Origin of the sequence: Microvirga sesbaniae (assembly GCF_025460805.1) — a bacterium.
GTDB classification, from domain to species: Bacteria; Pseudomonadota; Alphaproteobacteria; order Rhizobiales; family Beijerinckiaceae; genus Microvirga; species Microvirga sesbaniae.
Map to the genome: position 1 here is coordinate 1 of NZ_JAMXFJ010000022.1, position 23852 is coordinate 23852.

Genomic DNA, 23852 nt, shown 5'->3' on the forward strand with positions numbered 1-23852 from the left:
CTTCACGCCCGTCCAGGTGGCCGCGACCGCGGCCCTGAACGGGCCGGACGATTGCATCCGCGAGATGCGCGCCACCTACAAGCGCCGCCGGGACGTGATGGTCGAGTCCTTCGCCAAGGCGGGCTGGAACGTGCCCGTCCCGACCGCGTCCATGTTCGCCTGGGTGCAGATTCCGGAGAAGTTCCGCCCCATGGGCAGCCTGGAATTCTCCAAGCTCCTGGTGGAAAAGGCCGACGTGGCGGTGGCGCCCGGGATCGGCTTCGGCGAGCACGGCGACGATTACGTGCGCATCGCTCTCGTGGAGAACGAGCAGCGCATCCGCCAGGCGGCGCGCAACATCCGACGGTTCTTCGACCATGCCGACCAGACGCTCCACAATGTGGTGCCGATGGTCAGGCGGGGCTGACCGTCCGCATGGACAGGACGCCGCAGGGGTCGTAAAAGCAGCCCGAGATTTTCAAGGAGCTGTTGTTCGTGACACGTCCCCTTCGGGTCGGCATCGCCGGCCTCGGCACCGTCGGCGCATCGGTCATTCGCATTCTCGACCGCCAGAACGAGGCTGTCGCCCAGCGGGGTGGGCGGCCCGTCGAGGTCGTGGCCGTCTCGGCCCGCGACAGGTCCAAGGACCGGGGCTTCGATCTGTCCCGCTATGCCTGGTTCGACAGCCCTGTCGACCTGTCCCGTTCGGCCGATGTGGATTGCGTGGTCGAGCTCGTCGGCGGGGCCGACGGGGCGGCCCTGGAGACGGTGCGCGCCGCGCTGTCGCTCGGCCGGCACGTGGTGACGGCCAACAAGGCGCTGCTCGCCAAGCACGGACTCGAACTGGCGAAGCTGGCGGAGGAGAAGGGCGTGTCCCTAGCCTTCGAGGCTTCGGTCGCCGGCGGCATCCCGATCATCAAGACCCTGCGCGAGGCGCTGCCGGCCAACCGGATCTCGCGCCTCTACGGCATTCTCAACGGCACCTGCAACTACATCCTGTCGCGCATGGAGCTGGAGGGGCTGACCTTCGCCGAATGCCTGAGGGAGGCCCAGCGCCTCGGTTACGCGGAGGCCGACCCGACCTTCGACGTCGAGGGCTTCGACACGGCCCACAAGCTCGCCATCCTGACCAGCCTCGCCTTCGGGACCGAGATCGACGCGGACGCGATCTACGTGGAGGGGATCTCCTCCATCACCCCCCTCGACCTCGCCATGGCCAGGGAGCTCGGCTTCCGCATCAAGCTTCTTGGCGTCGCCGAGCGCACCAAGACCGGAATCGAGCAGCGGGTGCATCCGACCATGGTGCCCCGGACCTCGTCCATCGCCCAGGTGATGGGCGTGACGAACGCGGTGACCATCGACGCCGATGCCGTCAGGGAGCTGACGCTCATCGGCCCGGGGGCAGGGGGGGACGCCACGGCCTCGGCGGTCGTGGCCGACATCGCCGATGTGGCCACCGGCGCCGTGCAGCCGCTCTTCGGCTCTCCGGCGGACCGGCTCGAGAAGGCGCCCCGCGCGCCGATGCAGCGCCACGAGGGCGGCTATTACGTTCGCCTGACGGTCCACGACCGCCCGGGCGTCGCGGCCGGCGTGGCGACCCGCATGGCCGAGGCCGACATTTCGCTGGAAAGCATCCTGCAGAAGCGCTCGGAAGTGGCGGCCACCAAGGACCCGCACGGGCGATCGGGGGCCCCGGTCTCGCTGGTGCTCATCACCTATGCGGCCACGGAAGCCTCGATCCGGTCGGCCCTGGAAAAGATCTCGGGGGATGGTCTTATCGCCGAGCCGCCCCAAGTCATCCGCATCGAGCGCGAATAACCCCGGGGCCGGGCCATTCCGGTCCCCACACGATCACAAGAGGGAGACGACACGTCCATGTCGCAAGGCATTACCGTCCAACCGGGCCAAATCATCGAGCGCATCCTGACCCTGGAGCTCGTCCGCGTCACCGAGCGCGCGGCGGTCGCTTCCGCCAGGCTGCGTGGCCGCGGCAACGAAAAGGCCGCGGATCAGGCCGCCGTGGACGCCATGCGTCGTGAGCTGAACAAGCTTCCCATCGACGGCACCGTGGTGATCGGCGAGGGCGAGCGCGACGAGGCGCCGATGCTGTTCATCGGCGAGAAGGTCGGCAACAAGCAGGGCCCGAAGGTCGACATCGCGGTCGATCCGCTCGAGGGCACCACGCTCTGCGCCAAGGACATGCCGGGCTCCATCGCCGTCATGGCCATGGCCGAGGCCGGAACCCTGCTGGCGGCGCCGGACGTCTACATGCACAAGATCGCGGTCGGGCCGGGCTACTCGGCCGGCGTCGTCGACCTCGACGCCTCGCCGGAGGAGAACCTGCACAGCCTCGCCAAGGCCAAGGGCGTGAAGGTGAACGAGCTCACGGCCCTCGTGCTCGACCGGCCGCGCCATGCGGATCTCATCGCGGCCATCCGCAAGACCGGCGCCGGCATCCGGCTGATCTCGGACGGGGACGTGGCCGGCGTGATCTTCACCACGAAGCCCGAGGAAACCGGCATCGACATCTATCTCGGCATCGGGGCCGCGCCCGAGGGCGTGCTGGCGGCCGGGGCCCTGCGCTGCATCGGCGGCCAGATGCAGGGTCGCCTGATCCTGGACACCGAGGAGAAGCGCTCGCGCGCTCTCCAGATGGGCGTCACCGATCCCAACAAGAAATACGACATGACCGACCTCGCCCGCGGCGACGTGATCGTGGCGGCGACCGGCGTGACCGATGGCGCCCTCATCAAGGGCGTGCATTTCAGCAAGGACGTGATCACCACCGAGACGGTGGTCTACCGCTCCGCCACCGGCACCGTGCGCCGGATCTATGGCGAGCACCGGGAACTGTCGAAGTTCCACCTGGACTAGCAGCATCCGGAGAGCCCCAACCTCAATGGCCGGGCTCGTCCCGGCCATTTGCGTTCTGCCTCCCTCGCGTCATTGGCGCTTCCGGTCCACGATGGAGGTCCCGCAATGTCATGGCCGGGCTTGTCCCGGCCATCCCGATCGGAAGAGCGCCGCGCGTCCAACAATCGGGATCACCGGCACGAGGCCGGTGATGACGCAGGAGGGAGCGTCGGCGCTTTGTGAAAACAGGCTGTTGGGATTAAGGATGGTATCTCCCGAGATGGACGATATCATGCTTCAGATCCGCCCCTTCACCGCCGACGACCGGGCTGCCTGGGAACCCCTCTGGCAGGGCTACCTGACGTTCTACAAATCCTCCGTGCCGCCCGAGGTCACGGATGCGACCTGGCGCCGGTTCCTCGATCCCGCGGAGCCCCTGCAGGGCTTGGCGGCTGTTCTCGACGACCGGATGGTCGGGATCGTCCATACGGTCTATCACCGCTCCACCTGGACCACGGCGGATTACTGCTACCTGCAGGATCTGTTCACCGCCGAGGCGGCACGCGGACGCGGCGTGGCCAAGGCCCTGATCGAGGCCGTGTACGAGCAGGCCAAGGCCGCCGGAGCGGCCCGGGTCTACTGGCTGACGCACGAGACCAACACGACCGCCCAGGCGCTCTACGACAAGGTCGCGTCCCGCACCGGCTTCATCCAGTATCGCAGGATGCTTTGACCACAATTCGCGGATAAGACTCCCGCCGTGACCGAATCATCTCCTCTCGTCGTGCCGAAAGCCTTCCTCGGCGTCACCAATTCCGCCCTCGGGCGCACCTGGGTGGAGCGTTGCGACGCCGCCCAGGGAACGATCGCGCTCGCCATCGCCCAGACCCACGGCCTGCCGGACGTGCTGTCGCGGGTTCTGGCCGGGCGCGGCGTCGGGCTGCACGATACGGACGGCTTCCTGAACCCGCGCCTGCGGGACCTGATGCCCGACCCCCACAAGGTCACTGACATGGAGGCCGCGGCCAGCCGGCTGGCCGATGCGGTCCTGCGCACCGAGAAGGTGGCGATCTTCGGCGACTACGACGTGGACGGGGCCTGCAGCGCGGCGCTGCTTGCCGAGTACCTGCGCGCCTGCGGGCTCGATTACGCGATCCACATTCCGGACCGGATCACCGAAGGTTATGGCCCCAATGTCGACGCCATCCGGGCCCTGAAGCAGCAGGGCGCCGACATCCTCGTCACGGTCGATTGCGGCACGGCCAGCATCGAACCACTGGCGGAGGCTCGCCGCCTCGGCCTCGATCCCATCGTGCTCGATCACCATCAGGCGCCGGAGCAGCTGCCGGACGCGCTCGCCATCGTGAACCCGAACCGCCAGGACGACCTCTCGGGCCTCGGCCATCTCTGCGCGGCCGGTGTGGTGTTCCTGTTTCTCGTCGCACTCAATCGCATTCTGCGCCTGCGCGGCTTCTTCCAGGGCCGGCCCGAGCCCGACCTGATGGGGAGCCTCGATCTGGTGGCGCTGGCGACCGTGGCCGACGTGGTGCCGCTCATCGGGCTCAACCGGGCCTTCGTGCGCCAGGGGCTTGCCATCATGAAGAGCCGCCGCCGGGTCGGCCTGGCGGCGCTCCTCGACACGGCCGGCCTCGCCGGCGCGCCGGAGAGCTGGCACCTGGGCTATCTCGTCGGGCCGCGGATCAATGCCGGCGGCCGCATCGGCGATGCGGCCCTGGGCTCGCGGCTCCTGCTGACGGAAGATCCCGTGCAGGCCGGGCGGCTCGCCGCCGAGCTCGACCGGCTCAACCGGGAGCGCCAGGCCATCGAGGTGGTGGCCGTCGCGGAAGCGGAGGCCCAGGCCCTGATGGCGCTCGAGCGCATGCCGGACCTGCCGGTGCTCGTCACCGCCTCGGCCGAATGGCACCCGGGCGTGGTCGGCCTGATCTCCGCCCGGACCAAGGAGCGGTTCCGCCGGCCGGCCTTCGCCTTCACTCTCAATCCGGACGGCACGGCGACCGGGTCTGGCCGATCCGTGCCCGGCGTCGACCTGGGACACGCAGTCCGGGCGGCCGTGGATGCGGGGCTCGCCATCAAGGGCGGCGGCCACACCATGGCGGCCGGCGTGACGATCCAGGCCGTCGATCTCGACCGCTTCCTCGCTTACGTCACCGAGAGGCTCACCGATCCGGTGAGCACCATGCGCCTCCGGGACAATTTCGCCATCGACGCGACGCTCACGGCAGGCGGCGCGCAGCCCGGGGTCGTGACGGCCCTGGAGCGGGCAGGGCCGTTCGGCCAGGGCCAGCCGGAACCGGTCTTCGCCTTCCCGCAGCACCGGCTGGTGGAGGCGCGGGAGGTCGGCAGCGGCGGCCACATGCGCGTCAAGCTTCGCGGCGGCGACGGCAGCATCATCGGGGGAATCGCCTTCAGGGCCGCCGGGCAGCCCCTCGGGAACGCCCTGTCACAGGCCATCGGCAACACGCTCCACGTGGCCGGGACCCTGTCCATCGATCGCTGGGGCGGAAACGAGAAGGTCGAGGTCCGCATCATGGATGCGGCGCGGCCGGAATGACGCGGATCCGGTGCCCGATCGGGGCATCATCCGCCGCGCGGAAGCGGGACACTTTTCCGGCATAAGGTGCTTGCGATGCGTCACGAACCCCTCTATAGGTTCGCCCACTTCGGCGGCACCGCCGCGAAGCACCGTGCGCCCTTCGTCTATCGGTTAGGACATCTGCCTTTCACGCAGGAAAGAGGGGTTCGACTCCCCTAGGGCGCGCCACTTCTCCCTCCCGGACAAATTGTCGTATGCCGGCCGCGCGGATGCCGGTTCGGGGCTCTCGCGGCTTCGATGGCGCCTCACCTCGTGGAAGCGCTCGGGCGCGCTCGCGATCAGATCGGGCTGCCCTTGATCCTGGTGACCATTTCCCAGTTGTCGCCGGCGGCGATCATGCACGCCTTGCCGTCCGGCATGGTCATGACCATGGTCCAGGTTCCATTGGACGAGGCGAAGACCTCGAGCACCTGACCGGGCCGGGCGAGGCCGATGCCGACCGGATCCTCCTTGTACTGGTCGGCCAGCAGCTTCACGAGCTGCTCGCGCGGCCCGCAGGAGGTCTGCGCGGACGCTGGAGCGCCGCCGAGCGCGATCGCCGCGCCGAGGACGGCAAGGTGTGGCAGAGGGATGCGGATCATGACATGTCCCTGACGGTTGACCCGCGATTGCCCTTGGCGTGCCAGTCAACGCGCCCTGCCTCGAAAAGCTCCATCGAAGCGCGTCACGGGGCAGCCGAAAGTCCGGGACGGCGGCCCGATCGATCGCGAGCGGCGCCGGTCTGGCGGAAAGGCATCCTGGCTTCCTGAAAATCCGTGTATAGAGAAGGGGCAGGGCCCGTATTGAACCTGCCGCCCGCGAGGGCGTTTTGTCCGCCAGACACCGAGCGAAGCTGAATCTCCATGCCGCGTTATTTCTTCAACATTCGGGACGGCTACGACGTCGATGAAGACGAGGAGGGAATCGAGCTTCCCGACCTCGAAGCGGCCCGGGCGGAGGCCCTGGCGACCGTCGAGGAGCTGCGGGACGAACTGGCCGATGCAGGCAATATCGAGCTCGAAATCACGGACGAGACCGGACGCCGGCTGCTGACGGTCCCGTTCTTCCGCGGCGGGCAGGGCGGCCGGCGCCGCTGACGGTCCCGCAACGAAAAAGGCCCGGCGCGACGCCGGGCCCTGTTCGATGACCGCGAAGGCCCGATCAGCACTCGGTCTTCTTCTTGGTCGTCGTATCGCCGAACTCATCCGTCTTCTGCTTGGTCTCCGTCGTGCAGCCGACCGACCCGGTGGTGGTCGTGACCGAGGTCGAGGACGTGGTGCTCGGCTCGGTCTTGCGCTCGATGGTCGTCTGGCTGCCCAGGATGCCCTCTTCCTTCTTGATGGTCGTGGTGGTGTCCTGTGCGAAGGCAGCCGTGCTGAGAAGCGAAGCCGCAAGAAGCAGTGCCGTATTCTTCATCGTGAACTCCCTGAACAAGCGTTTCCCCCTGAGAACGGCTTTCTCCGCCAGGGGTTCCTGCTCAGTTTCGTTCCCGATCATCGCCGGGGCGGGTTCAGGCAGCCCTGAGGTCCCGCCAGGCCGCGGCGAAATCGCGGGCCCGGCTGCCGATCTCCTCGACCGACATGGCAGGCGTGAACAGGGCGGAACCGAGCCCGAAGCCGTTCGCGCCGGCGTCCACATAGGGTTTCATGTTATCCGGCTTGATGCCGCCGACCGGGAGGACGATCGCTTCCTTCGGAAGAACGGCCCGCCAGGCCTTCACCACCGCCGGGGGAATGGCCTCGGCCGGGAAGATCTTGATGGCGTCCGCGCCCGCCTTCAGGGCTGCGAAAGCCTCCGTCGGGGTGGCCACCCCGGGGGTGCAGACGAGACGGGCCTTCTTGGCCGCCCGGATGACGTCGAGATCGGCATGCGGCATCACGATCAGCTTTCCGCCCACGTCATGGACGCCGATGACCTGGTCCGGATCGAGGACCGTCCCGGCCCCGACCAGCACGTCCGCCGGCATGGTCCTGGACAGGATCTCGATGCTTCGGAAGGGCTCAGGCGAGTTCAGCGGCACTTCGATGACGCGAAATCCGGCTTCGACCAGGCTATGGCCGACGGCTTCCGCGTTCTCAGGCCTGAGACCGCGCAGGATCGCCACCAGGGGAAGATCGGTCAGATAATCTCGCAGCACGGCAGCACCTCCAGCCCTGTCGCCCATTGGGATGTGGCGGATCGGCGCCGCCCGTCCCGGGGCCGCTACTAGTTGGCAAAGACGACAGCGGGTTTCAACCTCTGGCGGCCCGAGGAACAAGAAATCGCACCAGATACGAGACGGCGCTGCGCAGGGTGTCCCGACCGTCGGCGCAGTTCTCGATGAACCAGTCCTCGAGGGCAACACCCGGATACAGGGCCTCGACGCCGGTGAAGAACTCCACGAGCTTCATGGAATCGAAGGAGAGCGAACGGGTGAGCGACATGTCGAGGATGATCGGCGCCTCGCCCTGCCCGTGGAGCGACTGACACAGGGCGAGGATCCGTTCGCCGACATCCGCCTCTGACAGAAAGCCCACTGATCTGCCCCCTTATCGATGACGTAAAGTCATATCCACGGACGGCACTGGTTCAATGACGAAACGAAATGAAACCCTGTACGGCAACACCACGCGATCCTAGCGTAAATGCAACAGAATGTCATGAGGGATACAGTCGTCGAAGGCCGATTTTGTCGGAATATTGTCGCCCACGAGCGAAAGGTGCGGACCCGGCAGGGGATCGGCCTCATTCCTTAGGTGGAATTGCAAGGCTCGGGCCTCGTAGGATAGAGACCTGCCAGTCCGTCGCGAGATTGACCCGCCTTTTCTTCGGGGCCCGTTCGAGCTGAACCATGAAGCCGCCTTCGAAGCTGCTGAGCCGCAGCGTCAAACCTTCTCTCGACCGGATCGACCTCCTGATCCTCGACGCTCTGCGCGACAACGGACGCATCACCTATCAGGCTCTGTCGGAGCGGGTCGGACTGTCGGCCCGGCCCTGCCTGGAACGCGTCAGGCGCCTCGAGCAGAAGGGCGTGATCCGCGGCTATACGGCCCTGATCGAGCCGGCGGCCCTCGGGCATGACATCATCGCGCTCGCCGGCATCAGCATGCGTGACCCGTCGACCGGAACCCGTCAGCGCCTGGAGCGCGCCCTGACAGCCAATCCTGCTGTCATCGAGCTGCAGGTGGTGAACGGCGAATACGACTACATCGCCCGGATCGTGGCTCCGAGCCTTGCCGCCTACGAGGCGCTCACCGAGGCCTATCTTGCCGACCCCGGTTTCGGAATCGGCCGCATCCACACGACCTTCGTGCTCAAGACCTTGAAGAGTTTCGAGGGTTATCCGGTGGCGGACAACCTGGACTGAGCCCGCCCGCCGGCCTTGGCGACAGAATCGGCTGCGGCAGGCCGGGAATTCAGCCTCAACCGGAGCAGCGCCCCCATAAGCTTGTCCATGGAGGATTCCATGGATCTCATCGCTCTCGAAAGCTCGGTCACCGCTGCCAATTACGATCCGCTGCCTGTCGTCCTGAGGGACGCGAAGGGCGTCTGGGCGACAGACACGCAAGGCCGGCGCTATCTCGACATGATGAGCGCCTATTCGGCGGTCAGCCTCGGCCATGGCCACCCGCGCATCCTCAAGGCGATGATGGAGCAGGCGTCGAAGCTCGCCGTGACCAGCAGGGCCTACCACACGGAGCTTCTCGGCCCGTTCCTCGAGCGTCTCGTCCAAATCACCGGCCTCGACATGGCGCTGCCGATGAACACCGGCGCGGAGGCCGTCGAGACCGCCGTCAAGGCTGCGCGGCGCTGGGGCTACGCCAGGAAGAAGATCGCCAAGGATCAGGCCGAGATCATCGTGGCGAACAACAATTTTCACGGCCGCACCACCACCATCGTGGGGTTCTCGTCCGACGAGTCCTACCGGGAGGGGTTCGGTCCTTTCGCCGGCGGCTTCAAGGCGGTGCCGTTCGGAGATGCGCGGGCGGTCGAACAAGCCATCACGGCGAACACCTGCGCGATCCTGATCGAGCCGATCCAGGGCGAAGCCGGAATCGTCGTGCCGCCGGACGGTTACCTGAAGGACCTGCGCGCGCTCTGCGACCGCCAAGACGTCCTGCTGATCCTCGACGAGGTCCAGTCGGGCCTCGGCCGCACGGGCCGCTGGTTCGCCCATCAGCACGAGGGCATCAAGCCCGACGGCCTGATCCTGGGCAAAGCCCTCGGCGGCGGCGTCTATCCGGTCTCCGCCTTCGTGGCCACGCGCGACGTCATGAGCGTCTTCAATCCCGGTTCGCACGGCTCGACCTTCGGCGGCAACGCGCTGGCCGCGAGGATCGGCCTCGAGGCGCTGGCCGTGATCGAGGAGGAGCATCTGGTCGAGCGCAGCGCGGAATTGGGCGGTTATCTCCAGGATCGCCTGCGCGCCATGCGCAGCAACATCGTGAGGGACGTGCGCGGGCGCGGCTTGTGGGTCGGGGTCGAAGTGGACGCCGGCGTGGTCTCGGCGCGGGCGGTCTGCGATGCGCTGCTCGAGAACGGCGTTCTCTCGAAGGACACTCACGGCACGGTGCTGCGCTTCGCGCCGCCGCTCACCATCACCCGCGACGAGATCGACTGGGGAATGGAGCGGATCGAGCGGGTTTTCGCCCGCGCCGTTCATTGACGCACGGGGACGAGGATCGATGGCACAGAACCTGACGATGAAGTCGGAGCCCGCCTCCCGCGAGCAGCGCCTGGAGACCTATCAGCCCCTGTCCGGAATGGTGGTGCCCCGCTTCGCCGGCATCTCCACCTTCATGCGCCTGCCTTACCTCGCGCCGACCCAGGCGCCGGGCGAGATCGACATCGCGATCGTCGGCATCCCGTTCGACGGGGCGACCACGAACCGTCCCGGGACCCGCCTCGGGCCGCGCCAGGTGCGCGAGGCCTCATCGCTCATGCGCATGGTCAATTACGGGACGCTGGTGGCCCCCTACGATCTGTGCGCCTGCGCGGATGTGGGTGACGTGCCGGTCAATCCCATCGACGTGCAGGACACGCTCCGCCGGATCGAAGCCGAGATCTCCTACCTCCACCAGGGCGGCGTCACGCCTCTTTCCATCGGCGGCGACCACATCGTGTCCTATCCGATCCTGCGGGCGCTCGCGGCGAAGAGCGGGCCCGTGGGCATGATCCATGTGGATGCGCACAGCGACACCGGCGACACCTTTTTCGGGGGGCAGAAGCTCACGCACGGCACCCCGTTCCGCAGGGCCATCGAGGACGGCGTGCTCGACCCGAAGCGCATGGTGCAGATCGGCATCCGCGGGCACATGTACGCGGCGGACGAGCGGGAATGGGCCCTCGACCAGGGCATCCGCATCATCGACATGGAAGAGGTGGCGGAGAAGGGCATCCCGCTCGCGATCGCCGAAGCCCGTCGGGTGGTCGGCATGGAGCAGACCTACTTCACCTTCGACATCGATTCCATCGATCCGGCCTTCGCGCCGGGCACGGGGACGCCGGAGATCGGCGGCTTCACGAGCCGCGAGGCGTTGCAGCTCGTGCGCGGATTTCGGCACCTGAACCTCGTCGGCGCCGACATGGTCGAGGTGTCGCCGCCGCTCGACCAGTCCGGCGGCACCGCTCTGGTCGGAGCCTCCATCGCCTTCGAGCTTCTCTGCCTCCTGGCGGAGGCGAGGGCCGAGCGCGCCGCCAAGGAGAGCCGCCTGAACGTTGTCTAGACCGTCAGGACAAGCTCTCCCGTCATCGCCGGGCCCGTCCCGATGAGCCCGAGGAAGGAAGCTGCCGCGCCTCACCGGATCGGGATGGCCGGCACGAGGCCGGCCATGACGCGGTGTGGGAGATGACTCTAGGAAGGCGGGCTCTCGCGCATGCATTGCTGGGCTGCGCGCGAGATCCGGGTGTTGTCCTCGGCGGCGGCCTTGCCGGCCATGAGCCTCTGCCAGAGATCCCGCTCCGGCACCTGCTGCACAATGCAGGAGCACACCGATGGGCACAGCGCCGGGTCGCCGTTCTGCATCAGGCAGATCTGGCGGCAGGCCGCCGTCGGACTGGGGCCCGCGACCTGCGCGACGCCGGACAAAAGGCCGAGCAGGACGATCTGGTGGATCAGGTAGATCGGCAGGCTCTTGCGCCCGGCCCAGACCAGAATCCTGAAGAGGGGGTTGCCGGCCCGCCAGCCGGCCAGGCCGAGCGTCTCCGGCCGGCTCGGAAGCAGCCTGCCGGCCGCCACGCCGATCAGCACGAGGCCGAACCAGGGGAAGATCGGCACGTAATCGTTCGTGACGGGATCCGACGCGCCGAGACCGAGCCAGTCGAGCCACGGGGCATCGAGGGCAGGGCTCGTGAACAGCCGGGGCGCGACCAGGCAGAACGCCGCGACCGCCAGCGTCAGGCCGGGGCGCAGCCGCAGGAAGGGCAGGGCCAGCACGCTGGAGACCGCGATGCAGTGAAGGATGCCGAAGAAGATGTAGCTTTCAGGAAACGCGACATAGGTCACCAGGGTCACGGCGAGAGCCGCGCCGCCGACCTTCGCGAGGCGCTTCAGGAACGGCCGCTGCCGGAAGCCCCGCACGTGGGCGAGCGCCAGGCCGAAGCCCGCGAGCACCAGGAACGAGCCGGCGATCCCGCGCGCGAACCAGCGCCAAGCCGGGATGTGGAGGATGTTCGTCGCGATCAGTTGCAGGAAGCTCAGGTCCCAGCTGACATGATAGAGGATCATCGCGGCGATCGCGATGCCACGGGCGATGTCGACCACGTCCCAGCGCTGGGATGCGGCGGTTCGGGCTTGCGAGGAGAGGGCGGTCAAATCTGCTGGCCTCGTCGGTTTGAAGGCGTTCCCTCCCGGTCCGCTTGCCATATGTCAGTGGGATGACCGAGAGCCTTTCCGCGTCAATCGCCACATTACGGGACATGATTCAAGACGCTCGTGTCGTTGCGGGCTTCACGGGAGCCGGCATCTCGACGGAGAGCGGCATCCCGGACTTCCGGTCGCCGGACAGCCCGTGGATGCGGCACAAGCCGATTTCCTTCGCCCTGTTCCTGCGGAGCCCGGAGGCGCGCCGGGAGGCATGGCGGCGCAAATTCGCCATGGACGATCTTTATCGGGGTGCTCGCCCGAGCGCCGGACATCGCGGCTTCGCGTCCCTTGTGACGACGGGCCGGATGCCGGCCGTCATCACCCAGAACATCGACGGGCTGCATCAGGAATCGGGCCTCGCGCCCGATCTGGTCATCGAGCTGCACGGCAATGGCACCTATGCCAGGTGCCTCGGCTGCGGCACCCGTCACGAGCTCGACTGGGTGAGGCATTGCTTCGATGCCGACGGCGATCCACCCGATTGCCGGAGCTGCGGGGGCATCCTCAAGACGGCCACCATCTCGTTCGGACAGACCATGCCGGAGGAGCCCATGCGCCGGGCCCAGAAACTGACCGCCTCGTGCGACCTTTTCCTGGTCGCCGGTTCGTCCCTGGTCGTCTATCCGGCGGCGGCGTTTCCGGCCTTCGCCAAGGAGAACGGAGCCCGCCTCGTGATCGTCAACCGGGAGCCTACGCCCCTGGACCGGGTGGCCGATCTGGTGATCCGTGGTGAGATCGGCGCCGTCTTTTCAGTATTTCTGCCGTAACTTCAAGAACATGCCGGTTGCCGAAAATTTCATCGGCCTCGAATGCGCGTTTCTGGCTTCCCCTGATTCAGGACGATGTTATCCTCTTATTAAGAATCGGGATCATGATTCGAGTTTGGGTAATTTCATGACTGGCGATTACGGCTCCAATTCTTTCAGTCTCCGCGAGGAGAATTCATCATTCGAACAGGGGCGTCGCGAGGTCGCTCAGCCGACCTCGGAGGAGAGCGCTCTTGAGCTCGTCCAGGTCAGCGGCCGCATCAAGTGGTTCGACGTCGCCAAGGGCTTCGGCTTCATCGTTCCCGACAACGGCATGCCCGATGTTCTGCTCCATGTGACCTGCCTGCGGCGCGACGGCTATCAGGCGGCGAACGAAGGCGCCCGCATCGTCGTGGAGGCGGTTCAGCGTCCGCGCGGCCTCCAGGCCTTCCGCATCCTGTCGCTGGATGAATCCACCGCCCTGCATCCCTCCGAGCTGCCGCTGCCCCGGACGCATGTCCAGGTGGTGCCGACGAGCGGGCTCGAGCCGGCTGTCGTGAAGTGGTTCAACCGCCTGCGCGGCTTCGGCTTCCTGACACAAGGGGAAGGCAAGCCCGACATCTTCGTCCATATGGAAACCCTTCGCCGCTACGGCATCGCCGAGCTGAAGCCGGGCGAGCGGGTATTCGTCCGCTTCGGCGACGGCTCCAAGGGCCTCATGGCCGCTGAAGTCCGCCTCGCCGACATGGCCCTGCCGCACTCCCACTGATGAGTCTGCCCGTGCTGTCGCGTATCCGGCCGGCGTTTTCGGCCCTGACTTTTCTCGTACTGACCGCCGGCGCGGTGTACGCGCAGGCGCTGGAGACCCTGTCGATCGCCACGCAGGGCGGGCAGCGGCAGAGCTTCCGGGTCGAAGTCGCCCGCAACGACGCGGACCGGGCCCAGGGCCTGATGTTCCGCCGCTCCATGCCGGCCGATCAGGGCATGCTGTTCGACTTCGGCCGGACCGAGCCAGTGTCCATGTGGATGCAGAACACCTATCTCCCCCTCGACATGCTGTTCATCCGGGCCGACGGGACGATCGCCCGGATCGCGGCCAACACCGAGCCGCTCTCGACCCGGACCATCTCGTCCGGCGAACCGGTTCTCTCGGTCCTCGAGCTGAATGCCGGCACGGCGGCCAAGCTCGGCATCAAGCCCGGTGACCGGGTGGAGCACCCGCTCTTCAAGCGCTGATCGAGCCGAATGATCAAGGGACTCGGGGCCACGGCCGTTTCGCTGCTAGCGGCCGTTCTCCCGGTGCCCGCCCTGTCCGAGGTCGGCCCGCATGCTTTGCTCAACGTCTCGGAGGAGTTGCTTCGCGCCTATAGGGCCGAAGATGCTCAAGCCTTCCGCGAACTCCTTTCCCCGCCGCTCCAGGTCAAGTATCCGGTCGAGAGGCTTCATCAGATCCTGGCCCAATGCCGGGCTTTGACCCATGAGATCGACCGGTTCAGCATTCCGTCCTGGGGCGGGCGCCGCTACGGGTTCTTCGGCGTCTACGCCGAGTTGGCCGTTCTCGAGATGATCCTGGAGATCGACGAGAGCGGGAGGATCATCCACTGGGTGATCACGGACGACGTGACGTCCGGTCACCAGCCCTGCGCCGTCAGCATCTTCTGAACCCTTATGCGAGCGTCGACGTCGCCACCTGATTGCGGCCGTCGTTCTTCGCCCGGTAGAGCAGGTCGTCGGCCCGCCGCAGCAGGCTCGACAGATCCTTCTCCTTGGCTTCGCGCTCGACGACGCCGAAGCTCGCCGTCACCACGCCGGGATCGAGCCGGGCGATGGACTGGCCGGAGAGTCCTCTCTGGAGCCGCTCCGCAAGGGCCACGGCGTCGTCCAGCGAGGTCTTGGGCAGAATGATGCAGAATTCCTCGCCGCCCGTGCGCGCGAAGAGATGGGACGAGCGCAACTCGCCTTTCACGAACCGGGACACACCGACAAGCACGGCATCGCCTTTGGCGTGGCCGTAGCGGTCGTTGATGGCCTTGAACCGGTCCAGGTCGAAGAGAATGGCGCAGAGCGGTGCCTGGGTCCTTTGCGCGCGGTCGATCTGTTCCTCCGCGCGGCTGGCGAGCCAGCGCCGGTTGCCGATCCCCGTCAACGGGTCCGTCTCGGCGGCTCGCGCCAGGTTGCTCAACGTCAGATCCAGCTCTTCGAGGGTCTCCTGAACCTGGCCGAGCATCGTGCCGGCCTCGTCCGACAGGTTGCGGGGGAGGGCCGGCAGGTTCTTGTTCTGCCGATAATCGCCAAGAGCCTGAGTGACGACCCGCACCGGCGCCAGCATCCCATGGACGAGAACGAAGGTGATCGCCGTGCCCGCCAGGGTCGCGAGGAGCAGCACGAGAAGGTCCGCCCAGTTCTCCCGACCAAAAGCCTGATTCTTCACCAGGGCCCAGAGTGCAAAGGTGATGAGGGGGATGTGGGTGCCGACGAAGCAGATCAACAGGACCCGGCCGGCAAAGCTGCGCGGCCGTGGCAGCCTGTTGAAGAGACGATAGATTTTCATGGCAGCTCATCCCGATTGCGAGGGTCGGACGTCATGATCGCTGGTCGTCCAGCGGGGTCCTTTGCCCGATTCACTGCCGTTTGGGAAGATTGCCCTACCGGTTGAACTCTTCTCGGCTCCGTTGCCTAAAGCATCGGACCCAAAAGTGGACTTGCACTTTTGGGATCAATCCGATGCTTTCCTCTTGAATGAGAGCATCGGTCAGAACGGAAAACCGGACCCACTTTTCCGTCCGATGCTCTAGCCGCCTGCTTCAGTCCGTGAACCGGGCCCCGTAATGGATTCCGGTGGTCCAGACCAGCCTGACTCGCGCTCTGGCGCCTTCCGACGGGATCTGGAGTTCGAATTCGAGGGGAACGTCGGCCGGAGGGGCGACGACCAGGCGCACGCCGTCATTCGACAGGTCCCATACCGTGCACGCGATCGGCGCCTGAGCAGTCTGTCCTGCGATCCGTCCTTCCAGCTGGGTGAGGCGGCGCTGACTTGATCGACGCTCGGGTCTCCGATGGCTCATGCTTGCGATCCTGACGTCTGCGAGGAAGACGCTTTTCTATACGGCGAAGCTGGCGCGAACATGTTCTGGGGACCGCCACGGCTCCGGGCCCGGGGGAACCGCCGAGATCAAAAAAGAAGCGCCTCCCGAAGGCAGGCGCTGAGGTACGATCCGTAGGGGCAAACCTGGACCGGTGTCGGGATTATGGCTCGCCCGCGGAAGGAGGGAAGGACCCGGTCGCTGGTCATGAGAGGTATGGAACACCTCGGAAGATGGAACCGTCCGGATAGGTGCTCCGAGCCCCTCATCATCGTTGCAGACAGAGCGTCGGTGTCGCATTGGGCATTCAGGAGACCGCCGAATCCCGCTTTCCGCCCAAGGGTAAAACAGTGAAACGGAAGCGAGAGCATCGGGTGTGGAAAAGGGAACCCATTTTTTGGATCGGATCCGATGCTCCCTCGCCTGGCTGGCGCATCGCTCATCATGGGAAAACCGGATCCACGTTTCCGCACGATGCGCCAGGGCGTGCGCCACGGTTCGTGAGAAGCGCCAACGGTACCCCGGCCCCTTCAACCGGATCCCAATCGGCGCACCGATGAGTTCGGAAAACGGACGTTGCCTCGCGGGGGGAGGTCATCCTGAGGATTGGCGATCAACGGGCCGTGGCGAGGTCCGAACATTCGGGATTTGGCGTTCAATATTCCTCATAGTAATCGCGAGGCCCGGGACGGCGATACTCCTCATAGTACCGGCCCCTGTCGTCGTATGGACTGCCGTAGCGGGGGCGGGGCTCGCGGTAGACGGGACGCCCTCCACCCTCGCAAACCAGCCGCCCGTTGGCATTGGCCGCTCTCCCGCCGGGACAGGCTCGCAAGTTCAACTGGCTCTCGACGAGCCGACCGAATCGGTCCTGGCAGAGCGCAGTGAGGAACGGTCCGCGCTGTCGGATGTCCGTGCAGGTCCGATAGAAGCTTCCTCCAGCCTGGGCGGACGCATCGATCGTCGCAGCCGCCCAGCCCGCAGCCGCGACGACGAAAACCAAACAGAAATGACGCATCCGACGCTCCAGTATTTGCCCTAAGCCGCTGTCCGGCAAAGTATAAGGTGCCACGCCGTTCCCGACAGGTGTCTGAACGGTTGATCCCGGAGATCGCAGTCGTGGCCGTTCGCACGACAGACGAACCGAGCGGCTTGGACGGGCGGCTTGGACGGGCGACTTGGACGGGCGGCTTGGAACTGAGCGATGGCGACTGTTCCGGTCCCCTGCGCAATCGTCTCTGCCGGGATCATCGCCGGGCATCCTGCCCGGCCGCCCGGGCAGCCGGAGCCTGAGGCCATAGCCCATCGTTCGCCCCGCCGATCAATCTCAAGCTTTCCGCCGTGTTCCCTTCCTGGAACCCGGCCCCTTGCGCTTCCGTTTCCAGAACGATAGAGAAACCAAGCTGTTGAGGATAACGGGGTGTAGCGCAGTCTGGTAGCGCATCTGCTTTGGGAGCAGAGGGTCGCGGGTTCAAATCCTGCCGCCCCGACCATCTTCACCGGTTGAGCCTTGGAGAGAGTCCGAAACCAATGCCCGCACGGATCTACAAGCCCGCCAAGTCCGCAACGCAGTCCGGTCTGGCCCGGACGAAGCAATGGCTTCTCGTCTTCGAGCAGGACAAGCCCCGCGAGATCGAGCCCCTCATGGGCTGGACGAGCTCCGGCGATACCCGCCAGCAGCTCCGCCTGTGGTTCGACACCAAGGAAGAGGCCATGGCCTATGCGGAGCGCGAGGGCATCGCGTACCGGGTCGAGGAGCCGCATGAGGTGAAGCGGCGGACGATCTCCTACTCCGACAACTTCAAGTTCAACCGCGTCGGTCCCTGGACCCACTAGGGCAGGGCCGGCATCCGGATGGCTCCGTAGCTCAGCTGGATAGAGCAGCCGCCTTCTAAGCGGCAGGTCGTAGGTTCGAGCCCTACCGGAGTCGCCATTCTTTGCGGCATACTCGATGATCCTGTCGATGATCATCGCCAGGCAGGACTGAAGCTGCACGACATTCCTGTTGCCGCAGCACAGTGATATACCGGCGTTCCTCCGCACGCGGGTCCCCGTTCCGGCCCACCGAGCGCCCTGATTCCCATTCCAAGACGGAGGATGGGGGGTTATCATCGGGTCTGTGGATCGGGCGCGTCTGCCCTGGCCCGCCCATGGCGGAAATGCGGCTTCCGATCGCCCGGTCCCAGTTGTGTTGCCCTTCCGGCGCGGGACACCACCCGCCCGGCATCACGGGTTGATGAGGAGGAACGCACAATGGCCCGCAATCCCATGACCCCCTTCCGCCCCAGCGGCGGAATGTTTCCAGGCGATCCCTTCCTGTCTTTGCACCGCGAGATGAACCGTCTCTTCGACGATGTCTTCCGCGGCTCTGGTCTGCCCGCGGCAGCCGGCAGCCAGGGACAGGGTGACGTCGGCAGCGTCGTCAATGCCAGCATGAACGTGTCCGAGACGGACAAGGAGATCCGCATCACGGCCGAGCTGCCGGGTGTCACCGAGCAGGATATCGACGTGAGCCTCGATGACGATGTGCTTACCATCCGGGGCGAAAAGAAGTTCGAGCGCAAGGACGACAAGGAGAACTTCCACTTCGTCGAGCGCTCCTACGGCACCTTCCAGCGCTCGCTGCGGCTGCCCTATGCCGTCGACTCCGAGCAGGTCCGAGCCAGCTTCGAGAACGGCGTCCTGACCGTGACCGTACCGAAGACCGGTCGGCCGGAGCGCTCCCGGCGCATCCAGGTCCAGGGACGGGGCGCGTCCGGCCAGGGCGGCACGAATCGAGCTGGCCAGCAGGTTGTCGACAGGTCGGATCGCTCGGACGACACAAAATCCGGCTGATGCCGGCCCGGCTGTTCTGTCGGTGTCTGCCTGTCACCGAAAGGGCCGGCCCGCGCCACGGGGAGGCGAGGCTCTCCGTCCGAGTTGATCCGCGTCAAAGCCGGCCTTCGGGAGCCCCGCCATAATCCCTATCGCGCACCCTCGGGGCCATGAGGCCCCATAGGGGCCAACCAGGGAGCATCGCCATGCCCAGGATGAAAGCCGCCGTCTTCGTGGAACCCGGCCGCATCGTTCTGGACGAGAAGCCGATCCCGGACATCGGTCCCCTCGACGCCCTCGTGCGCATCACCACGACGACGATCTGCGGCACCGACATCCATATCCTGAAGGGTGAGTACCCGGTGGCCCGAGGGCTGACCATCGGCCATGAGCCCGTTGGCGTGATCGAAAAGCTCGGATCGGCCGTGCAGGGCTACCGCGAGGGCGAGCGCGTCATCGCCGGCGCCATTACGCCGAGCGGGCACAGCGAGGCCTGCCTGTGCGGCTGCCATTCGCAGGACGGAGCCGGCACGAAGCATGGATGGAAAGCCATGGGCGGCTGGCGCTTCGGCAACACCATCGACGGCTGTCAGGCGGAATACGTGCGCGTTCCCGACGCCATGGCCAATCTCGCCCCGGTGCCGGACGAGCTCACCGACGAGCAGGTGCTGATGTGCCCGGACATCATGTCCACCGGCTTCTCCGGGGCGGAAAGCGGAGGCATCCGCATCGGTGACACGGTCGCGGTGTTCGCCCAGGGGCCGATCGGTCTGTGCGCCACGGCCGGGGCACGCCTGATGGGCGCCACGACGATCATCGCCGTCGAGAGCGTGCCCGCGCGCATGGAGATGGCGCGCCGCATGGGCGCGGACCACGTGGTCGACTTCACGAAGACCGATCCGGTCGAGGAGATCCGGCGCCTGACCGACGGGCGCGGCGTCGACGTGTCCGTCGAGGCGCTCGGACGGCAGGAGACCTTCGAGGCGTCGCTGCGCGTGCTCCGTCCCGGCGGAACCCTGTCGTCGCTCGGAGTCTATGCGGGCGATCTGAGGCTCCCGCTCGACGGCTTCCTGGCGGGACTTGGCGACCACACCATTCGGACGACGCTCTGCCCGGGCGGCAAGGAACGCATGCGGCGCCTCATGTCTGCCATAGCGTCAGGCCGCGTCGACACGCGTCCTCTCGTGACGCACCGCTTCCCGCTCGACCGGATCGAGGAGGCGTATGATCTCTTCGCCCATCAGCGCGACGGGGTGCTGAAGGTCGCGATCACGCCGTAGGTTCACCGACAGGTTCACCGGGGGCGGGCCGAGAACGGATACGCCGATCGACGCGGGCGGGTTGCGCCAGATCAAGGCGCGGTCCCGCCTCCGGCCACATGATCATGGCCCCGGCATGAGGCCGTGACCTGGCAAGCAGAGGGATAGAGCGATGATCAAGGACATCATGGTGCATCTCGACGGAAGTCCCGAGGACGAGATCCGGCTGGAGCACGGGCAGGCGCTCGCGTCAGCCGATCGGGCCCACCTGATCGGGCTCTTCGCCAACCAGCTTCCGGATCTCACGATCGCCATGCCCATGGATGGCGGCGCGGCCGCGATGCAGGTCTTGACCGAACTCCAGGACCAGGCGCTGAAGGACGGCGATGTCACGGCCCGGCGGCTGACGGAGCGGCTGGCCAGCCTTCAGGTGCCGGGCGAGTTGCGCCGCCTCGACGAGACCTTCGGGGCATTGACCGGCAGGGTGGCGGAGCAGGCCCGATGCGCCGATCTCTTCATCGCCACGCGGTGCTACGGTGAGGCCCAATCAGCGCTCTGGCCCGACCTCGTGGAGGCGGTACTGTTCGGCAGCGGGCGCGCCTTGCTGCTCGTGCCGCCCGGCCGCCACCGAAAGGGACCGTTCGAGACCGTTCTGGTCGCCTGGAATGGCAGCCGCGAGGCGGCCCGCGCCCTGCGCGAGGGGATGGCCTTCATCGAACAGGCGGCGCGCACCGTCGTCCTGATCGTGGATCCCCCGGCGGATGTCGAGCCTGCGGCGGAGCTGAAGGCCCATCTCGCCCATCATAACGTCGTCGCGGAGGTCGTCACCGCCGACAGCCAAGGCCGCGATGTCGCCGAGGTCATCCTTGAAGAGGCGCGCCGCGTTTCGGCGGATCTGGTCGTCATGGGGGCCTACGGCCACACCCGCCTGAGGGAGCAGGTGTTCGGTGGCGCGACGCGGGACATGCTCACCGCTGCGGAAACCCCGATCCTGGTGGCCCAGTGAAGGTGGACCATCCCAACCGGAGGCGCACATGGCCGTGCACGCGCAAACCGCACCGGACGGCCATGGGGCAGGAACCATGGAGGCCGTCCCTGCGGGCTTGACGGGCCTCGACGAGGCCGAGGCACGGCGCCGTCTCTCGCGGCATGGGCCCAATGCGTTCGCGGGCAAGCGCTCCCGAGGCCTGATCGGCATCGTCCGCGACATCCTGCGGGAACCGATGTTCCTGCTGCTGCTCGCTGCGGCCGGGCTTTACCTGGTGCTCGGCGACATGGGGGAAGGCCTGTTCATGGCGGTCGGTGCCGCCGTGACGATCGGCCTGGTGGTGCTGCAAGAAGCCAGGAGCGAGCGGGCCCTGGCCGCCCTGCGCGAACTGGCCGAGCCCTCCGCGCGGGTGATCCGCGCCGGGACCGAGCGGCGCGTTCCGGCGCGCGAGATCGTCCCGGGCGATCTCTTCCTCATGGGCGAGGGGGAGCGGCTGCCGGCTGACGGGATCTTGATCGCGGGCGATGCGCTGACGGTCGACGAGTCGGCCCTCACCGGCGAGTCGGTCCCGGTATCCAAGCGTCCGGCGGCGGCCGATGCAATCCAGGACGGCGATCCGGAGCCGGGCGGCGACGACACCCCGTACCTGTTTGCCGGCACCCTGAACGTCCGCGGGCAGGGCATGGCGCGTGTGGTGCGCACCGGCGCCTCGACGCGGCTCGGGCGCATCGGCTCCTCGCTCGCCGCCATCGCGGACGAGTCGACGCTGCTCCAGAAGACGACGGGCGCGCTCGTCGCCAGGCTCGGAGTTCTCGCGCTCGGGTTCTGCGCCATCGTTGCCGTGGCTTACGGCGTGCTGCAGGACGATTGGATCGGCGGCGCGCTGTCCGGCATCACGCTGGCCATCGCGCTCCTGCCCGAGGAGTTCCCGATGGTGCTGGCGATCTTCATGGCGCTCGGGGCCTTCCGCCTCGCCCGGCACAAGGTGCTGGTACGCCGCGCCGCGGTGATCGAGACACTCGGGGCCGCCACCTTCCTTTGCGTCGACAAGACCGGCACGCTGACCGAGAACCGGATGGTGCTCACCACCGTCTGGCGGGACGGCAACGCCCATGATCTGCGGCCCGACGGCAGGATTTCCGACGCTTTTGTCGAGCCGCTGAGGACGGCGCTGCTCGCATCCGCGGACCGCCCGGTAGACCCCATGGACCGGGCGGTCCGCATCGCGGCGATGCGGGCTCTCCCTGAGGGGAATTGGAGCGGGACCCCGCTGCGCACCTATCCGCTCCGCCCCGAACTGTTGGCCTTCACCCAGGTGTGGCCGGAGCCCGGGGGCGGCGTCCTGTACGCGGCAAAAGGCGCCCCGGAGGCGATTGTCCGTCTTTGCCGCATGAACGGTGACGAGCGAGCGCTGATGGATGCCGTGGTGGCGGGATTGGCAGGCCGCGGCCTGCGAGTGCTCGGGGTGGCGTCCGCCCGGGATGACAGGGACAGCCCCTCGTCTCCCGAAGATATGGCGTTCCGGATCGAGGGCCTGGTCGGCTTTGCGGATCCCGTCCGAGCCGATGTTCCACAGGCCGTCGCAGAGGCCACGCGGGCGGGGATTACCGTTGCGATGATCACCGGCGATTACCCAGCCACCGCCCTGACGATCGCTCGCCGGGCCGGGATCGACACGAGCCCGGGCGTGCTCACCGGCCGGGAGGTGGCCGAACTCGATCCAAGAGGCCTGAGGGAGCGGGTCCGACGCATCCGGGTCTTCGCGCGCATCATGCCGGAGCAGAAGCTCGCGCTTGTCGAGGCTCTCAAGGCCAATGGCGAGATCGTTGCCATGACCGGCGACGGCGTCAACGACGCGCCGGCGCTCGAGGCCGCCCATATCGGCATCGCCATGGGCCAACGCGGAACGGACGTCGCGCGGGAGGCGGCGGACCTTGTGCTTCTCGACGACCGATTCGTGTCGATCATCGGCGGCGTGCGCCTCGGGCGGCGCATCTTCGCGAATCTGCGCAAGGCGCTGACCTACGTGACGGCGGTCCACGTGCCCATCGCCGGGCTGGCCCTGCTGCCCCTCATCATGGGACTGCCGCCGATCCTTTATCCGATGCACGTGATCATGCTGGAACTCGTGATCGACCCGGTCTGCTCGCTCGCCTTCGAGGGGGAGCCCAGCGAGCGGCACGCGATGGAGAAGCCGCCGCGACCCGCGACCGAGCCGCTCTTCGGCACGTCACAGATCGTGCTCGGGTTCGTTCAGGGTGTCGTCGTACTCGGGGCCGTCTTCGGTTGTTATGTCTGGGCACTGAACTCAGGTATCCCCGACACGCAGGCGCGGGCGTCGACGTTCGCCGCCCTGGTGGTCGCAAACCTGGTGCTGGCCTTCGCCGATGCGGCGGAGCCGGGCACCTCGTTCTTCGACCGGAGCAGGATCGCCTTCTGGGTGATCGGGGTCTCGGCTGCCGCCATCGTCGCGGCGGCGCTTTACATCCCACCTCTTGCTGCCATTCTACGCCTGTCGCCGCCGAGCCCGCTGAATCTGGCGACGGCCTTGACGATCGCAATCCTGGCCGGCGGCTGGTTCGGATTGGCTCGGCGACTTCGGACTGTGTCGTTGCCCCGCGACGAACAGCGGAGACCGGCATGACGCGCATCGCCGACATCCAGGGTACACCGCTTCCCGCGGCGGGCATTTC

General features: G+C 67.0%; 26 protein-coding genes and 3 tRNA genes. 21 read left to right on the plus strand and 8 right to left on the minus strand.

The annotated features are described in order from the left end of the window. From OCW50_RS23360 to OCW50_RS23385, 6 genes are all read left to right on the plus strand, one after another. On the plus strand, positions 1–406 hold a 406-nt coding region (locus tag OCW50_RS23360; RefSeq protein ID WP_262299157.1), incomplete at its 5' end, for an aminotransferase class I/II-fold pyridoxal phosphate-dependent enzyme. A 68-nt stretch (positions 407–474) separates the two neighbouring features. Further along, a complete protein-coding gene (locus OCW50_RS23365; protein ID WP_262268654.1) occupies positions 475–1797 on the plus strand; it encodes a homoserine dehydrogenase in 1323 nt (440 codons plus the stop codon). Positions 1798–1854: 57 nt separating this feature from the next. Further along, the gene (gene glpX / locus OCW50_RS23370; RefSeq protein WP_262268655.1) at positions 1855–2853 is read left to right on the plus strand and encodes a class II fructose-bisphosphatase; all 999 of its coding nucleotides are present in this window, start codon (positions 1855–1857) and stop codon (positions 2851–2853) included. A 271-nt stretch (positions 2854–3124) separates the two neighbouring features. Beyond that, entirely contained in the window at positions 3125–3565 is a 441-nt protein-coding gene (locus OCW50_RS23375) for a GNAT family N-acetyltransferase (RefSeq protein WP_262299158.1), read from the plus strand. Positions 3566–3592: 27 nt separating this feature from the next. Beyond that, on the plus strand, positions 3593–5404 hold the full coding sequence (gene recJ / locus OCW50_RS23380; protein ID WP_262299159.1) for a single-stranded-DNA-specific exonuclease RecJ: 1812 nt from the start codon (positions 3593–3595) through the stop codon (positions 5402–5404). A gap of 135 nt (positions 5405–5539) precedes the next feature. Then, positions 5540–5614 (plus strand) — tRNA-Glu (locus tag OCW50_RS23385). 110 nt (positions 5615–5724) lie between these two features. On the opposite strand, the gene OCW50_RS23390 is transcribed toward OCW50_RS23385, so the two are convergent. Further along, positions 5725–6027, minus strand: a complete 303-nt coding sequence (locus OCW50_RS23390; protein WP_262268658.1) for a hypothetical protein — start codon at positions 6025–6027, stop codon at positions 5725–5727. Between the two features lie 261 nt (positions 6028–6288). On the opposite strand from OCW50_RS23390, the gene OCW50_RS23395 reads away from it, so the two are divergent. Next, complete coding sequence (locus OCW50_RS23395) at positions 6289–6522, plus strand: DUF6894 family protein (RefSeq protein WP_099508000.1); 234 nt, start codon at positions 6289–6291, stop codon at positions 6520–6522. 64 nt (positions 6523–6586) lie between these two features. Here OCW50_RS23395 and OCW50_RS23400 read toward each other — a convergent pair whose 3' ends face one another. The 3 genes from OCW50_RS23400 to OCW50_RS23410 all read right to left on the minus strand — a co-directional run bounded on the left by OCW50_RS23400 (position 6587) and on the right by OCW50_RS23410 (position 7941). Further along, positions 6587–6841, minus strand: coding sequence for a hypothetical protein (locus OCW50_RS23400; protein WP_262268659.1), 255 nt, complete (start codon positions 6839–6841; stop codon positions 6587–6589). A 94-nt stretch (positions 6842–6935) separates the two neighbouring features. After that, on the minus strand, positions 6936–7562 hold the full coding sequence (locus OCW50_RS23405) for a 2-dehydro-3-deoxy-6-phosphogalactonate aldolase (RefSeq protein ID WP_262299160.1): 627 nt from the start codon (positions 7560–7562) through the stop codon (positions 6936–6938). A 94-nt stretch (positions 7563–7656) separates the two neighbouring features. Further along, positions 7657–7941: a hypothetical protein gene (locus OCW50_RS23410; RefSeq protein WP_262299161.1), complete on the minus strand. Its 285-nt coding sequence runs from the start codon at positions 7939–7941 to the stop codon at positions 7657–7659. A 314-nt stretch (positions 7942–8255) separates the two neighbouring features. Here OCW50_RS23410 and OCW50_RS23415 point away from each other — a divergent pair, with 314 nt between their 5' ends. From OCW50_RS23415 to speB, 3 genes are all read left to right on the plus strand, one after another. Beyond that, positions 8256–8771, plus strand: a complete 516-nt coding sequence (locus OCW50_RS23415; protein WP_262268662.1) for an Lrp/AsnC family transcriptional regulator — start codon at positions 8256–8258, stop codon at positions 8769–8771. A gap of 99 nt (positions 8772–8870) precedes the next feature. Beyond that, complete coding sequence (gene rocD / locus OCW50_RS23420; RefSeq protein ID WP_262299162.1) at positions 8871–10070, plus strand: ornithine--oxo-acid transaminase; 1200 nt, start codon at positions 8871–8873, stop codon at positions 10068–10070. 19 nt (positions 10071–10089) lie between these two features. Next, positions 10090–11130, plus strand: coding sequence for an agmatinase (gene speB, locus OCW50_RS23425; protein ID WP_262299163.1), 1041 nt, complete (start codon positions 10090–10092; stop codon positions 11128–11130). Positions 11131–11258: 128 nt separating this feature from the next. On the opposite strand, the gene OCW50_RS23430 is transcribed toward speB, so the two are convergent. After that, complete coding sequence (locus OCW50_RS23430; protein WP_262299164.1) at positions 11259–12218, minus strand: acetyltransferase domain-containing protein; 960 nt, start codon at positions 12216–12218, stop codon at positions 11259–11261. Positions 12219–12322: 104 nt separating this feature from the next. Between OCW50_RS23430 and OCW50_RS23435 the strand changes: the two genes are divergently transcribed. The 4 genes from OCW50_RS23435 (at position 12323) to OCW50_RS23450 (ending at position 14677) form a co-directional block, all read left to right on the plus strand. Next, entirely contained in the window at positions 12323–13036 is a 714-nt protein-coding gene (locus OCW50_RS23435; RefSeq protein ID WP_262299165.1) for an SIR2 family NAD-dependent protein deacylase, read from the plus strand. 127 nt (positions 13037–13163) lie between these two features. Further along, the gene (locus OCW50_RS23440) at positions 13164–13784 is read left to right on the plus strand and encodes a cold-shock protein (RefSeq protein WP_262268667.1); all 621 of its coding nucleotides are present in this window, start codon (positions 13164–13166) and stop codon (positions 13782–13784) included. Continuing rightward, positions 13784–14251 carry a DUF192 domain-containing protein gene (locus OCW50_RS23445; protein WP_262268668.1) on the plus strand — a complete coding sequence of 156 codons (468 nt, stop codon included), beginning with the start codon at positions 13784–13786 and terminating at the stop codon, positions 14249–14251. The genes OCW50_RS23440 and OCW50_RS23445 overlap by 1 nt, the downstream gene beginning before the upstream one ends. Before the next feature lie 9 nt (positions 14252–14260). Continuing rightward, positions 14261–14677, plus strand: coding sequence for a hypothetical protein (locus OCW50_RS23450; RefSeq protein WP_262268669.1), 417 nt, complete (start codon positions 14261–14263; stop codon positions 14675–14677). Between the two features lie 4 nt (positions 14678–14681). Here OCW50_RS23450 and OCW50_RS23455 read toward each other — a convergent pair whose 3' ends face one another. The 3 genes from OCW50_RS23455 to OCW50_RS23465 form a co-directional block, all read right to left on the minus strand. Next, the gene (locus tag OCW50_RS23455; protein WP_262299166.1) at positions 14682–15566 is read right to left on the minus strand and encodes a GGDEF domain-containing protein; all 885 of its coding nucleotides are present in this window, start codon (positions 15564–15566) and stop codon (positions 14682–14684) included. Positions 15567–15819: 253 nt separating this feature from the next. Further along, complete coding sequence (locus tag OCW50_RS23460) at positions 15820–16080, minus strand: PilZ domain-containing protein (RefSeq protein ID WP_262268671.1); 261 nt, start codon at positions 16078–16080, stop codon at positions 15820–15822. 673 nt (positions 16081–16753) lie between these two features. Further along, entirely contained in the window at positions 16754–17116 is a 363-nt protein-coding gene (locus tag OCW50_RS23465; RefSeq protein ID WP_262268672.1) for a CVNH domain-containing protein, read from the minus strand. A 398-nt stretch (positions 17117–17514) separates the two neighbouring features. Between OCW50_RS23465 and OCW50_RS23470 the strand changes: the two genes are divergently transcribed. The 7 genes from OCW50_RS23470 to OCW50_RS23500 all read left to right on the plus strand — a co-directional run bounded on the left by OCW50_RS23470 (position 17515) and on the right by OCW50_RS23500 (position 23803). Next, positions 17515–17591: transfer RNA gene (locus OCW50_RS23470), tRNA-Pro, on the plus strand. A gap of 37 nt (positions 17592–17628) precedes the next feature. Further along, the gene (locus tag OCW50_RS23475) at positions 17629–17934 is read left to right on the plus strand and encodes an ETC complex I subunit (RefSeq protein WP_210811866.1); all 306 of its coding nucleotides are present in this window, start codon (positions 17629–17631) and stop codon (positions 17932–17934) included. Positions 17935–17954: 20 nt separating this feature from the next. Further along, a tRNA-Arg gene (locus OCW50_RS23480) sits at positions 17955–18031 on the plus strand. 320 nt (positions 18032–18351) lie between these two features. After that, on the plus strand, positions 18352–18933 hold the full coding sequence (locus OCW50_RS23485; RefSeq protein ID WP_262299167.1) for an Hsp20/alpha crystallin family protein: 582 nt from the start codon (positions 18352–18354) through the stop codon (positions 18931–18933). A 185-nt stretch (positions 18934–19118) separates the two neighbouring features. Further along, positions 19119–20192 (plus strand): NAD(P)-dependent alcohol dehydrogenase, encoded by a 1074-nt coding sequence (locus OCW50_RS23490; RefSeq protein WP_262299168.1) that lies wholly within the window; start codon positions 19119–19121, stop codon positions 20190–20192. Positions 20193–20343: 151 nt separating this feature from the next. After that, positions 20344–21177, plus strand: coding sequence for a universal stress protein (locus tag OCW50_RS23495; RefSeq protein WP_262268675.1), 834 nt, complete (start codon positions 20344–20346; stop codon positions 21175–21177). Between the two features lie 28 nt (positions 21178–21205). Beyond that, complete coding sequence (locus OCW50_RS23500) at positions 21206–23803, plus strand: cation-translocating P-type ATPase (RefSeq protein WP_262299169.1); 2598 nt, start codon at positions 21206–21208, stop codon at positions 23801–23803. The last annotated feature ends 49 nt before the right edge of the window (positions 23804–23852 follow it).

Coding starts and splice junctions, on each gene's coding strand:
- glpX (WP_262268655.1), top strand. CDS start 1,855: ATGTCGCAAGGCATTACCGTCCAACCGGGCCAAATCATCGAGCGCATC.
- OCW50_RS23375 (WP_262299158.1), top strand. CDS start 3,125: ATGCTTCAGATCCGCCCCTTCACCGCCGACGACCGGGCTGCCTGGGAA.
- OCW50_RS23390 (WP_262268658.1), bottom strand. CDS start 6,027: ATGATCCGCATCCCTCTGCCACACCTTGCCGTCCTCGGCGCGGCGATC.
- OCW50_RS23395 (WP_099508000.1), top strand. CDS start 6,289: ATGCCGCGTTATTTCTTCAACATTCGGGACGGCTACGACGTCGATGAA.
- OCW50_RS23400 (WP_262268659.1), bottom strand. CDS start 6,841: ATGAAGAATACGGCACTGCTTCTTGCGGCTTCGCTTCTCAGCACGGCT.
- OCW50_RS23415 (WP_262268662.1), top strand. CDS start 8,256: ATGAAGCCGCCTTCGAAGCTGCTGAGCCGCAGCGTCAAACCTTCTCTC.
- rocD (WP_262299162.1), top strand. CDS start 8,871: ATGGATCTCATCGCTCTCGAAAGCTCGGTCACCGCTGCCAATTACGAT.
- speB (WP_262299163.1), top strand. CDS start 10,090: ATGGCACAGAACCTGACGATGAAGTCGGAGCCCGCCTCCCGCGAGCAG.
- OCW50_RS23435 (WP_262299165.1), top strand. CDS start 12,323: ATGATTCAAGACGCTCGTGTCGTTGCGGGCTTCACGGGAGCCGGCATC.
- OCW50_RS23440 (WP_262268667.1), top strand. CDS start 13,164: ATGACTGGCGATTACGGCTCCAATTCTTTCAGTCTCCGCGAGGAGAAT.
- OCW50_RS23445 (WP_262268668.1), top strand. CDS start 13,784: ATGAGTCTGCCCGTGCTGTCGCGTATCCGGCCGGCGTTTTCGGCCCTG.
- OCW50_RS23450 (WP_262268669.1), top strand. CDS start 14,261: ATGATCAAGGGACTCGGGGCCACGGCCGTTTCGCTGCTAGCGGCCGTT.
- OCW50_RS23455 (WP_262299166.1), bottom strand. CDS start 15,566: ATGAAAATCTATCGTCTCTTCAACAGGCTGCCACGGCCGCGCAGCTTT.
- OCW50_RS23460 (WP_262268671.1), bottom strand. CDS start 16,080: ATGAGCCATCGGAGACCCGAGCGTCGATCAAGTCAGCGCCGCCTCACC.
- OCW50_RS23465 (WP_262268672.1), bottom strand. CDS start 17,116: ATGCGTCATTTCTGTTTGGTTTTCGTCGTCGCGGCTGCGGGCTGGGCG.
- OCW50_RS23475 (WP_210811866.1), top strand. CDS start 17,629: ATGCCCGCACGGATCTACAAGCCCGCCAAGTCCGCAACGCAGTCCGGT.
- OCW50_RS23485 (WP_262299167.1), top strand. CDS start 18,352: ATGGCCCGCAATCCCATGACCCCCTTCCGCCCCAGCGGCGGAATGTTT.
- OCW50_RS23490 (WP_262299168.1), top strand. CDS start 19,119: ATGCCCAGGATGAAAGCCGCCGTCTTCGTGGAACCCGGCCGCATCGTT.
- OCW50_RS23495 (WP_262268675.1), top strand. CDS start 20,344: ATGATCAAGGACATCATGGTGCATCTCGACGGAAGTCCCGAGGACGAG.
- OCW50_RS23500 (WP_262299169.1), top strand. CDS start 21,206: ATGGCCGTGCACGCGCAAACCGCACCGGACGGCCATGGGGCAGGAACC.